Here is a 12160-nt window from a genome sequence, read left to right on the forward strand (position 1 = left end):
CAGAATTTTTGCGGAAGAAATGGGATTTCAACTGATTCAGTAAATTCATATTGTGTGCACTCAACAGAAATTCCTGACAATTATTGACATTGTAGAATCCGTTTATTTAGACCTGAGATGTCAACTGGCAAATCAGCCAAAATAAACATTTAAACGGATACAACCGTTTAGATATACAACCCGTAATAAACATTAAAATTTATATCAACCGTTCAGATACACAACCCGTAATAAACATTAAAATTTATATCAACCGTTCAGATACACAACCTGCAATAAACATTAAAATTTATATCAACCGTTTAGATATACAACCCGTAATAAACATTAAAATTTATATCAACCGTTTTGAGAACTCTCGAAGTGATCATTATGAAGTTATCCGATATTGAGGAGAGGGACCTGAAAAAAGGGCAGCCTGAACAGATAGAGGAAAAAGCTACTATTGACATCCTCGACGTTCTGGCAGAAGAAGGCATCAGCGTACAGGACCTTGCAGATACGGCTCTCGAAATGTACGTCCCGCACCCGGGGCTCGAGACCAGGGAAAAAGCCGAGGCGTTGTTTAAAAGGGAACTCAAATTCGCCCTTTCGGACCCGAACCTCTGCCTCCTGATCTACTCGGGGATTTTGCTGGAAAGAGAAGGCAGAGCAGGGACCCTTCCGAACCTTAGCAAAAAGTCCTATGAAAAAGACCTGTCTTTTATCATCGCAGACGAGGTGCTGGGCAACAGCATCGCGAACTACATTAGCGGGTCCAAAGGGACTTTTGAATTCGTGAGGTTCGATAAGCAAAAACCGGGAATCCTTGCAAAGCTCGGGCCTTTCATGGATGACGTGATAGGAGGGGTGATAGGAGGGGTATCTTCCAACATGTATTCGCGAGGTATGGCAGACTGTAAGAGCAGTGACTGAAAAAACGGACGGTGAAGCAGATGAATTCTTATCTACTTGCTTTTAAGTCGGGCTTTGGTTTCCTTTCCACGATTCCAGTGGGCATCAGCATGGAAGGAATCGACGCTCTTATGAAAAAGATCTATTTTTACCCCGTTGTGGGAGCCGTGCTCGGATTGCTTATCGGGGCAGCCGCATATATCGGGCAGGCAGTTTTACCTAATACGATTATCGCCGCCCTGATTATGGCATTAACATACTATCTTACAGGCTTCAACCACCTTGACGGGGTCACGGATATCGGGGACGGTTTCATGGCCCATGGCTCCCCTGAAAAGAAAATAAAGGCTTTGAAAGATACAAACCTCGGGACCGGAGGAGTATCTTCCTGTATTCTTTTGTTGTTAGTGTTCTACGCTTCAATAAGGGCTGTTCAGGTCGAAGGCATAGTTACTTTCGGACCCGGTCTGCCCTTGCTAATGTTTTTAGCTCTGTTTATAGCAGAGGTCAGCGCCAAACAGTCCATGCTCACCATTGCAGCATTCGGAAAGCCCATACCCCCTCAGGGAGACCAGGCATATCCAGGCCTTGGAAGCATGACCATAGACGGCGCAACTAAAAAGAATTTTATTATAGGCTTTGTCTTCGGAGCGGTTGTATGTTTCCTGGCCATGGGGTTCATCGGACTGCTTCCGTACCTTGCAGCCTGCGGCTCAGCTCTTGTGCTCCTGAACCGCAGCTATGCCCATTTCGGGGGCCTCAACGGTGACGGGATCGGCATGGCAAACGAAGTTGGCAGGGTAGTTGCCCTGATTACTATCGCAGTTATCCTGAAACTATCTATAAACGGAAACCTGGGAGGATTTGAATGGACGCTATTGTAATGGCAGGGGGACTGGGCCAGAGGCTCGGGATGGGGGAAAAACCCTGTATAGAACTACTTGGAAAACCACTTATCTCTTACGTGATCGATACCCTCAGGGCCGCAAAGAATATAGACAAGATCTTCGTAGCAGTCTCGCCGGTCACTCCCAGGACCGAGATCATGCTTCAGGAACGCTACAAAAGTGAAGTCGGAGTAATCCGGACCTTTGGCGGAAATTATGTGGGAGACATGATCCACGCCGTGGAGACTTCCGGAACAAAGGGACCGGTGATGATTATCATGTCAGACCTCCCCCTCCTTGACTCTGCTATGATCGACTCGGTCATAGAAAAGTATGAAGAAGAAGGGACTCCGGCCCTATCGGTTTATGTGCCTATCAATACCTGTAAGGAAGCAGGGATCCGACCGGACACCGTCTTTAACAAGGAAGGAAAACTAATCGTCCCGACGGGAGTAAACATTCTGGACAGTTCGAATATCAGACAAGAACAGGAAGACTTTAATCTGATATTGGATAATCCCAGACTAGCAATGAATGTGAATACGGTTAAGGACCTGCAGCGCTGCAAGGAACTGCTGCAATGTGCAAATTAAAAAAATTGCTAGAGGTGTCATATATTCTAACCTTAAAAAACCTGGAATTATGCCGTGATGGAAAAAAAATCCTGCGTGGGGTCAACCTGGAAGTTGGAAACCAGGAGATCCACAGCATCATTGGTGCAAACGGTGCGGGAAAAAGTACGCTTGCCTATACCCTGATGGGACTTCAGGGCTATGAACAAAATGAAGGCAGCGTTATTTTTGACGGGGAAAACATCGCGGAACTTTCAATCACGGACCGTGCAAAAAAAGGCATAACCCTTGCCTGGCAGGAACCAGCCCGCTTCGAAGGGCTCAAAGTCAGGGACTACCTTGCAATCGGAGCAAGAGACAACGGCGGCATCACGGAAGAAGAGATAAAAGATGCCCTCTGCAAAGTCGACCTGAACCCCGAAAAGTATCTGGACAGGGAAGTAGGGGAAGCCCTCAGCGGAGGCGAAAGGAAGAGGATCGAACTTGCCTCCATCATCACCATGAAGCCGAGACTTGCCATCCTCGACGAACCTGACTCGGGAATCGACGTGGTCTCCCTGAAGGAAATTGTAAACCTGATCAGGGCACTCAAGGAAAACGGCTCTTCGGTGCTTGTAATCACACACAGGGAAGAAATCGCCGCTGCCTCGGACAAAGCATCCCTCATGTGTGAAGGGGTGATCCTGAGAAGCGGAGACCCCCTGGAGATCAGTGAATTTTTCAAAAACAGGTGCATCCCCTGTGACAACAGGGTATATCCCCTGAAGGAGAATTGATGATGACCCTTACAAAACTGGACATGCTTTCCAAAGATACGGAAGATATGACCGCAGCTTATACCGTAGCCGGGGGAGATGTGGAAGTCCTGCATAACCATGAAATTTCCAGCCTTGTTGTAAGCGGGAACAAGGTGCTCAGCGCAAACAAAACCGAAGGGATTGTGCTGGAAAAGCAGGAGACAGAACACGGTGTAGACATAAAAATGACCATCAGGAAAGGGTACAAAATCCCCCACCCTGTCCACCTCTGTTTCGGGCTGATCCCGGAAGACGGAATACAGGAAATCAAGATGGATTTCGTTGCAGAAGAGGATTCCGAGGTCGAACTGATCGCCCACTGCACTTTCCCAAACGCAGTAAAGGTCGTCCACAAAATGGAAGCGGAAATGATCGTCGGAAAGAACGCTTCCGTAACCTACACCGAAATCCACTTCCACGGCCCTTACGGTGGGATACAGGTGCTCCCGAAAGCTCACATACAGATTGAGGAAGGAGGCAGATACTTAACGAACTTTTCCCTGATCACCGGCAGGGTAGGCCTTCTCCAGTTCGACTACGACGTAGATGCCGAAAAGGACTCCCTCTGCGAAATGATCACGAAGGTCTACGGGAAAGAGGACGATGTAATAAAAGTCCTTGAAAGAATCTCCCTGAACGGGGAAAACGCCCGGAGCGTCATCAAGAGCAGGATCGCCATCACCGACAACGCGATATCCGAATTCAAGGGAATCACCGAAGGCCATGCCCCCAGAGCCCGCGGGCACGTGGACTGTATGGAAGTTATCCAGGGCAACGCGAAAGCCGAAGCCGTACCCATCGTTCGTGTCGACAACCCCCTTGCTAAGGTCACTCACGAAGCCGCCATCGGCTGCGTGGACAAAAAGGAAGTCGAGACCCTCATGGCCCGTGGCCTCGAAGAAGATGATGCAATAGATATAATCGTGAAGGGAATGCTTGCCTGAGGGCAGTATTCTCCTTATTCACCCCCTCAAGAATTCGAATACCATACCGCCGGCCGGAAAAGATTCGATTAAAATTGAAGGGATTCAAAACAGGAGTTGAGAACATAAACAGCTATGTTATTATCCTTGGAAAAAAGTATTCCGAGAAAAACCTCCGGCTAATCACAGGCAAAAAGGACGTTAGTTGCCACACGGAAAACATCCCTGAAGAAATGCTCCTTTTATGCGAAACTATCGAAGACCCCCTGAGGCTTCCTTACATGCTGGAAACCTTTTACACAATGCAGATTAAGAACGAAAAGGCCTTTCATTTTTCCCTGCTCCGGGTTCAGGTTGATTCGGACCTCAGGATGCATGAGGACATCCAGAAATGCCAGCAAAGGAAATATGTTGCAGAAACCCTTGAGAAATTGCTCTACGGGGAACTGATGCTCGGAGGAGAAGTCCCGGAAATCGATGATGCTTATTAAACTACCTTTTTTAACTACCTTTTTTACTACTTTTTTACTACTTTTTTACTACTTTTTTACTACTTTTTTACTACTTTTTTACTACTTTTTTACTACTTTTTTACTACTTTTTTACTACTTATTAACTAACCTTTTTAACTACCTTTTTTACTACTTTTTAACTACCTTTTTAACTACCTTTTTAACTACCTTTTTAACTACCTTTTTAACTACCTTTTTAACTACTTTTTAACTATACTTTTTAACTACTTTTTAACTATACTTTTTTACTACTTTTTAACTACCTTTTTTACTACCTTTTTAACTACCTTTTTAAAAATGCCCCACTTAAATTCAAGAATTTCCATAATCCGGAATTCAGTTCAACTATCCATTAAGGCACGTTTTCATCCCCTTTTACAGGCCCATATTACAAAAATCTCTCTTGTTTCGACCCCTTTTCAAAAGCTCCTCTTTCTTCTGCCCATATTTCAAAACCCCCAATTATCGGCCTGGAGACCGGAAACCCCCCTTATTATCAGCTTAGCTTTGGGAAAAATTGTCCTGTTTTCAGGCATATATCCAGGCAAATTCTTTTTTTTCAGCCTATATCCAGAAAAACTTCCCATTTGCTGTCCGAAATCCGGAAAATTTCCGGCAATTCATTTTACATTTGCCGCCTATATTTGCATATTTTTACATTCACTTTCAATTCAACCCATATTTCAGGGATCTTATTTTCAGGAGCTGCTTAATCCATAAAAGAAGCAGTTAGATCTCGTTTTTACAGATTAAATAAAATCATATTGTTAAAAAATAAATTTAGGAAGAATATAAATAAATACATTGATCCTAAAGATATTAAGCAGGGAGAATAAAAGCCCGGAAAAACGGAACTTTCCGGCACAATCTTTTGACAGAAGGCCATCAAGGGACATAAGGAAAACGAATCGGAAGAACCACAATATATTAAGAAAACAGGCAGAAAACCCCGGTTCGTAAAAAGAATTCGCCGGCAATCAGATATCACAGATGGAGAGGGGGATGATACCGGACCAGAAATTAGCCAGCGCACATCTTAGTGGAGACTATAGAGACGGACTGGAAAGCCGGGTCCTGGCAAAAACACTGAACAACAGGAAGGCAGGAAGATCCTCACGACTTAAGAGGGCAATCATACTAGCTAGTCCCAATGAGCCAGTAAGACATCTAAGTGAGGCATACTGAACCATTGAGGCATTCCCGCCCGAATGATATCAGCCTGAAAGGGGGGTTTAAAATGGCAAGCAAAGAAGAACTAATTCAAGAACTTTCAGATGCAATCATATCCTGCAAGAAAGACAGGGTACTTGAGGCCGTAGAGAAGGCAAAAGGGGTGATGGAACCGTCCGAGATTATCGAAAAAGGGCTTGCAGCCGGAATGAACGAGGTAGGTACCCTTTTTGAGAGGGGAAAACTCTTTCTGCCACACGTTATGATGGCCGCAGACGCCATGACGGCAGGGGTCCAGGTCCTTGAGGCCGACATGCCTGCAGGGGAACAGAAAAAGAAAATGGGCGTCATCGTGAACGGGACTGTGGAAGGAGATGTGCACGACATAGGGAAGTCGATTGTTTCAACGATGCTCCAATCCGCAGGCTTCGAAGTGCACGACATCGGCCGGGATGTCCCAATCCGGGATTTCGTGAACAAAGCAAAAGAAGTGAATGCTGACATGATAGGGCTCTCTGCCCTTATGACCACCACCCTGCCGGGGCAGAAAGAAGTGATCGAGCTCCTCAAGGAAGAAGGAATGAGAGACAGGGTAAAAGTCATGGTAGGGGGAGCCCCTGCAACCCAGGCCTGGGCTGACAAGATAAGCGCAGACTGTTATGCCGAAAACGCAAGCGAAGCCGTTGCAAAAGCAAAGGAGCTCATAGTAGGGAAGTAATGAACCTTATTTTCAAAAAGGAGGTGAAAGAAAATGGCAACGGAATATGCGTTGAGAATGGGAGACGGAAAGAGGATCTTCCTGAGCAAAGAAAAGATTCTGGAGGAGCTTGAAGCGGGGTCTGCTGATGCTGCAGACCTGGGAGAAATCCCTGCTCTCAGCGGGAATGAAATCGACAAGGTCGCAGAAATCCTGATGATGCCGGGTAAAACCGTAAGTGTGGAACAGGGCATGGAAGTGCCTGTTACCCACGACATCGGGACCCTCAGGATTGACGGGGACCAGGGGAACAGCGGCGTAGGTATTCCCTCCAGCCGCCTGGTCGGCTGCATGATGCACGAGAGGGCTTTTGGTGCCGACACCATGGAACTGGGTCACATTGACTACAGTTACAAGCCTGTTAAGCCTGTCATCTCAAACGAGTGCCAGGCAATGGAAGTCTGCCAGCAAAACATGATCGTTCCACTCTTCTACGGGGCAATGCCGAACATGGGCCTGTACTACACTCCAGACGGTCCCTTCGAAAATCCCGGAGACCTCATGAAAGCTTTCAAAATTCAGGAAGCCTGGGATTCCATGGAACATGCCGCAGAACACCTCACCAGGGACACCATCTGGATCATGCAGAGGCTCATGGCAAGCGGGTCCGACGGTGTGAACTTCGATACCATCGGGGCAGCAGGAGACGGAGACTTCTTCGGATCCCTCCACGCAATCGAAGCTCTTCGGAAGGAATTCCCGAACATCTACATCGAAGCCGGCATGGCAGGTGAATGCGTTCTCGGGATGCATGGGGAACTCAAGTACGACGGCACAACCCTTGCAGGTCTCTGGCCGCACCAGCAGGCACCCCTTGCCGCAAAGGCGGGAGCAAGCGTCTTCGGGCCTGTATGCAACACCAATACCAGCAAGACCTCTCCCTGGAACCTGGGCCGTGCGGTCACCTTCATGAAGGCAGCCGTGGAAGCATCCACAATCCCCTGTCATGTGGACATGGGTATGGGTGTAGGTGGAATCCCGATGCTTGAGACCCCGCCCATCGATGCGGTGACCAGGGCGAGCAAGGCAATGGTCGAGATTGCCGGCGTAGACGGCATATAGATCGGAGTCGGCGACCCGATGGGTATGCCGATTTCCCACATCATGGCTTCCGGGATGACCGGGATCAGAGCAGCAGGAGACCTTGTAGCAAGGATGGAGTTTTCAAAGAAAATGAGAATCGGTGAAGCCAAGGAATACGTCGCAAAGAAGCTCGGCGTTAGCACCCTGGACCTCTCGGACGAGCACGTCATGCGCGAACTCCGTGAAGAACTCGACATCGGTGTAATCACCTCCGTGGCAGGCGCAGCAAAGGGCATTGCCGCAAAGATGAACATCGAGAAGCTGCTCGATACAAAGATAAACTCCTGTGACCTCTTCAGGAAACAGATCGCATAAATCGAAAACCAGAAAATTGTTTCCGGAAATAAATTCAAGAAAAAAATATAAGGAAAACATATATACACGAATAGATAAAATAAAAATAGATTAAATATTATAATATTTCCCGATGAAATTCGGGAGAAAGGGGCAAATCCGTAAAGGGAAGTGGGATTCCGTTGAAAAGCTCCACAGGTTCTCCTGTACAATCACGTAAGTGGGGACCGGAGGAACTTTTTGAAAAATATAATTGATGCCGGTAGCCTAGGCTATACAATCCAGAGACTATACAATCCAGAGACTTGCCCTGCCGCAGATAAGAACCAAATGGAAATAAGAAGAAAATCCGATGAAAAAGGAGAGAGAAAATGGCACAATGTAACGCATTTGCAGGATTCGATTATCTTGAGGGCGTGGAACTGAACCTCTTTACCGCAGACGAGCTCAAGGCGATCCACTACGCCACAATGGAAGTCTTAATGAACCCGGGTATCCAGGTCTCGGACCCGGAAGCAAGGCAGCTATTCAAGGAAAACGGCTGTGAGGTCAATGAGAAGACCCAGGTCGTTAAAATTCCGGAATACCTGGTAAGAAGAGCTCTTCAGCTCGCACCGTCCAGGTTCGTGCTCTGGGGGCGCAACAAGAAGTACAACACTGTCCAGGAAGCCGGAGGAAAGGTACACTGGACCTGCTTCGGCACAGGGGTCAAGATGTGCCGGTTCCAGGACGGCAAGTACGTAACCGTGGACTCCGTGGAGCAGGACATTGCGGATATCGCAAAACTCTGTGACTGGGCCGAAAACATCGACTACTACTCCCTGCCAGTCTCGGCGAGGGACTGGGCAGGCAAAGGAGCCCAGGACGTCCACGAGACATTCACTCCGTTAACCAACACTCAGAAACACTTCCACCACATCGATCCCGTGGGCGAGAACGTGGAGTACTACTGGGACATCGCAAAAGCATTCTACGGAGGGGACGAAGAAGAAACCCGCCGAAAACCGATCTTCTCCATGCTGCTCTGCCCGACTAGCCCACTGGAACTCAGCGTCAACGCCTGCCAGGTCATCATCAAGGGTGCCCGCCTGGGAATCCCGGTAAACGTCCTGAGTATGGCAATGTCCGGAGGGTCATCTCCCGTCTATCTTGCAGGGACGCTTGTGACCCACAATGCCGAAGTCCTTTCCGGAATCGTGCTTGCCCAGCTCACAGTGCCCGGATCAGCAGTCTGGTACGGAAGTTCCACCACGACCTTCGATCTGAAGAAGGGTACTGCTCCTGTCGGATCTCCTGAACTTGGCCTGATCAGTGGAGCTGTCGCAAAACTCGCACAGTTCTACGGTCTTCCTGCATTCGTGGCAGGCACTTAGTCTGACGCCAAAGTTCCGGACGACCAGGCAGGGCACGAAAAGACCATGACCTGTCTCCTTCCAGCCCTCTCTGGTGCAAACACCCTCTACGGTGCAGGGATGCTTGAGCTTGGTATGACCTTCTCCATGGAACAGCTGGTAATCGACAACGACATCATCAAGATGACCAAAAAGGCAATGAAGGGAATCCCTGTCAACACCGAGACCCTTGCAGTTGAGTCCATCCAGAAAGTAGGCATAGGAAACAATTTCCTGGCTCTCAAACAAACAAGAATGCTTGTGGACTACCCTTCCGATCCTATGATCATTGACAGGCAAATGTTTGGAGACTGGGAGCACGCAGGCTCCAAGGACCTGGCAGCCGTGGCAAACGAGAAGGTCCTGGATGTCATGAAACACCATGAGGTCCCGCCAATCGACGCCGACATCCTCAAGGACATGCAGGCAGTCGTGGACAGAGCTGACAAGGCCTTCAGGGAGGGATAAAAATGGCAAGCAAAGAAGAAATCATCGCCAAAGCAAAAGAAGCAATTACCGAATATGATGAGGAAATGGCAGAAGAAGCAGCAAACGAGGCCCTCAAAGAAGGGATAGACCCTGTGGAAATCATCGAGCACGGCTTTACGGAGGGCATGCAGGAAGTAGGAGAACAGTTCGAACAGGGGACAGTATTCCTTCCCCACGTGCTAGCTGCAGCCGAGGCAATGAAAGCAGGAATCGAAGTTATGAAACCGGAGATGGAGAGAAGGAAATCCAAAACAGAAAAGAAAGGAACAATCGTTATCGGGACCATCGAAGGAGATATCCACTCCATAGGAAAGGACATCGTTGCTTCCATGCTCAACATTGCAGGCTTTGAAGTGATTGATCTCGGAAGAGACGTGCCCATCAAGACCTTCATTGAAAAGGCAAAGGAACTCAAGCCTGAATTCGTTGCGAGCTCCGCCCTCATGACTACCACCATGGTTAACCAGATCCAGATCGAGGAACAGCTTAAAGAAGCAGGCATCCGCGACCAGGTAAGGACAATGGTCGGGGGCGCTCCGGTTACCCAGGACTGGGCTGACAAGATAGGGGCCAACATCTACGGGGAAAATGCCACTGACGCGGTGAACAAGATAAAAGCGGCATTGGGATTCTAAAAAGATTAAAGAGCGGAAAGTTCCGGGAAAATTCAGGGCAATTTAAGGCTCGCTCCGGGTGAGCATCCGGGAATTGCTCCCCGGGCATCCTGCCCTGAAAGAATCAGGGCATGAAAACGGATCGGGGCATGAAAATAAATAAGGTCATAAAAGGGAGGAGTTGGAGTGGATCTGAAAGCTTTGAAAAAGCAGGAAAGCAAACGAAAAATCAGTAAAGGGTACATGTGGGCCCTTTTCTGTGCCGTATTCTGGGGAATCTGGTATCTGCCGGGCACTGTTGTCTGGGTGCTGAACCCCTTTGACGAAATGTTCGGAGTCATTGCCGGGACAAACGGAGACGCAGTATCCCTGGTTGTAACAGCAGTCCTGATCACCGCATTCAATGCACTTACGGTTATGCTTGCCCTTATGGTCTGGAATGGGGTGCTGCAAAAATTCGGGGAACTGGGCCGTACACTAAAGGAGTTCAATCCCTGTTCCAAGTGGTTCTTCCTTGCCTCAATCTTCGGGGGACCGGTTGCGATTCTCGGGTCCTTTATGGCAATGGGATTTATCGGCGGCGCATTTGCCGCGGTTGCTGCCCTTCTCTATCCTGTGGTCGGGTCCGTGCTTGCATATTACTGGTACGGGGAAAAAATTACAAAGAGAGCTGCAATCGGAATTTTAGTTATTATTCTTGGAGGAATTACGATCTTTGGCGGCGGGCTCATTACCGAGCTTGGTGCAGGAGAAGTGCCCTGGATCGGATACCTCGGCGGACTGATGGCAGCTGCCGGCTGGGGAATTGAAGGTGCAATCGCAGGTAAGGGACTTGACATTGCCGAGCCTGATGTGGGGCTGACCCTCAGGTTCCTGGGAGAAAACATCATCTGGTGGATCCTTATCGTGCCTATTCTGGCAATAGTTGGCTTCCCGATGTATTCCTTTGCATTCCAGGCCTTTGAGCCTCTGACCCTGCTGGTCCTTATCTTTGCAGGGATTACCTTTGGTTTCTGTTATGTATGCTGGTACAAATCTTTCCCCCTGATAGGAGTCGGGAGAGGGCAGGGCATAGGAAACCTCTACGGACTGTGTGCCATTATCTTCATCTTCCTCTTCTTCGGGGATGTGCCCCAGTGGACAATCCTGCTTGGAGGTGCGCTCTGTGTTGCCGGGAGTTTCATCATGTTCACGGAAGAAGCCGGAGAACTCGAAACCTTGAGAGGTGAGTGAAATGGGAAACCGACCGTTAAAATTCAGGATTCTGGAACTTTTCCTCGACGAAAAAGAACACTGGAACTATGAAATAGTTTCAAAGATAATGGAAGAGTACGGGATGAAGGGAGATTACCACAGGGACAGCATCAACTTCGATATCATCGAACTGGCATCCGGAGGAATGCTGAAAGATATAGAACAAAAAGTGGATGAAGAGGGGATCTACAAAAAAGGTTTCCTTCTGCACAGGTACATGATTACGGACTTCGGAAAAGTCCGGGGTTCGGACGCATGTCTGAGATACGTGTAAAAGTGAAACGGAGGGGTTAATATGGTACAAACAGAAGCCGCAATGGAAGCCTACAATGCCTACTGGGCAAATTCCTTCATACCTGCCGGAGACATTATGTGGATGATTTTAATCCTGATCCTGGCAGTGATTGCGCTCTGGCAGGCCAGGACCTTTGTGTCCCAATTCTGAGCATTCGACAAAGTTCAGGGCTTCCGGTAAAGTTCTAAGCCTTAGGAGAAGTTCTGAGCTTTCGGAAAATGTATAAGT

General features: G+C 48.3%; 12 protein-coding genes and 2 pseudogenes. All 14 read left to right on the forward strand.

Features of this window, described 5'->3' with window-relative positions; translation table 11 throughout:
• The first annotated feature begins 372 nt into the window (after positions 1 to 372).
• The 14 genes and pseudogenes from cobZ to MSMTP_RS19765 all read left to right on the forward strand — a co-directional run bounded on the left by cobZ (position 373) and on the right by MSMTP_RS19765 (position 12082).
• Positions 373 to 915 (forward strand): alpha-ribazole phosphatase CobZ, encoded by a 543-nt coding sequence (gene cobZ / locus MSMTP_RS13895; protein WP_048180554.1) that lies wholly within the window; start codon positions 373 to 375, stop codon positions 913 to 915.
• A 20-nt stretch (positions 916 to 935) separates the two neighbouring features.
• Positions 936 to 1778, forward strand: coding sequence for an adenosylcobinamide-GDP ribazoletransferase (gene cobS / locus MSMTP_RS13900; protein WP_048180557.1), 843 nt, complete (start codon positions 936 to 938; stop codon positions 1776 to 1778).
• Positions 1763 to 2374 carry an NTP transferase domain-containing protein gene (locus tag MSMTP_RS13905; RefSeq protein WP_048180560.1) on the forward strand — a complete coding sequence of 204 codons (612 nt, stop codon included), beginning with the start codon at positions 1763 to 1765 and terminating at the stop codon, positions 2372 to 2374. Before cobS ends, MSMTP_RS13905 begins: the two co-directional genes overlap by 16 nt.
• Positions 2362 to 3129 carry an ATP-binding cassette domain-containing protein gene (locus tag MSMTP_RS13910; protein WP_048180562.1) on the forward strand — a complete coding sequence of 256 codons (768 nt, stop codon included), beginning with the start codon at positions 2362 to 2364 and terminating at the stop codon, positions 3127 to 3129. Before MSMTP_RS13905 ends, MSMTP_RS13910 begins: the two co-directional genes overlap by 13 nt.
• The gene (locus MSMTP_RS13915; protein ID WP_231582796.1) at positions 3129 to 4094 is read left to right on the forward strand and encodes a SufD family Fe-S cluster assembly protein; all 966 of its coding nucleotides are present in this window, start codon (positions 3129 to 3131) and stop codon (positions 4092 to 4094) included. The genes MSMTP_RS13910 and MSMTP_RS13915 overlap by 1 nt, the downstream gene beginning before the upstream one ends.
• A gap of 74 nt (positions 4095 to 4168) precedes the next feature.
• Positions 4169 to 4564 (forward strand): hypothetical protein, encoded by a 396-nt coding sequence (locus MSMTP_RS13920; protein ID WP_231582797.1) that lies wholly within the window; start codon positions 4169 to 4171, stop codon positions 4562 to 4564.
• 1258 nt (positions 4565 to 5822) lie between these two features.
• Complete coding sequence (gene mtbC / locus MSMTP_RS13930) at positions 5823 to 6473, forward strand: dimethylamine corrinoid protein MtbC (RefSeq protein ID WP_048180568.1); 651 nt, start codon at positions 5823 to 5825, stop codon at positions 6471 to 6473.
• A 33-nt stretch (positions 6474 to 6506) separates the two neighbouring features.
• Positions 6507 to 7910 (forward strand): annotated as a pseudogene (gene mtbB / locus MSMTP_RS13935) ([dimethylamine--corrinoid protein] Co-methyltransferase).
• A 219-nt stretch (positions 7911 to 8129) separates the two neighbouring features.
• Positions 8130 to 8315 (forward strand): hypothetical protein, encoded by a 186-nt coding sequence (locus MSMTP_RS19425; protein WP_156153844.1) that lies wholly within the window; start codon positions 8130 to 8132, stop codon positions 8313 to 8315.
• Positions 8261 to 9748 (forward strand): annotated as a pseudogene (gene mttB / locus MSMTP_RS13945) ([trimethylamine--corrinoid protein] Co-methyltransferase). Before MSMTP_RS19425 ends, mttB begins: the two are co-directional and overlap by 55 nt.
• Positions 9749 to 9750: 2 nt before the next feature.
• Positions 9751 to 10404 carry a B12-binding domain-containing protein gene (locus MSMTP_RS13955; protein ID WP_048180583.1) on the forward strand — a complete coding sequence of 218 codons (654 nt, stop codon included), beginning with the start codon at positions 9751 to 9753 and terminating at the stop codon, positions 10402 to 10404.
• A gap of 165 nt (positions 10405 to 10569) precedes the next feature.
• The gene (locus tag MSMTP_RS13960; RefSeq protein ID WP_048180586.1) at positions 10570 to 11616 is read left to right on the forward strand and encodes an EamA family transporter; all 1047 of its coding nucleotides are present in this window, start codon (positions 10570 to 10572) and stop codon (positions 11614 to 11616) included.
• Between the two features lies 1 nt (position 11617).
• Positions 11618 to 11911: a hypothetical protein gene (locus tag MSMTP_RS13965; RefSeq protein WP_048180588.1), complete on the forward strand. Its 294-nt coding sequence runs from the start codon at positions 11618 to 11620 to the stop codon at positions 11909 to 11911.
• Positions 11912 to 11932: 21 nt separating this feature from the next.
• Positions 11933 to 12082, forward strand: coding sequence for a hypothetical protein (locus tag MSMTP_RS19765; RefSeq protein ID WP_197076093.1), 150 nt, complete (start codon positions 11933 to 11935; stop codon positions 12080 to 12082).
• The last annotated feature ends 78 nt before the right edge of the window (positions 12083 to 12160 follow it).

It is taken from the genome of Methanosarcina sp. MTP4, from assembly GCF_000970045.1.
Taxonomy (GTDB): domain Archaea; phylum Halobacteriota; class Methanosarcinia; order Methanosarcinales; family Methanosarcinaceae; genus MTP4.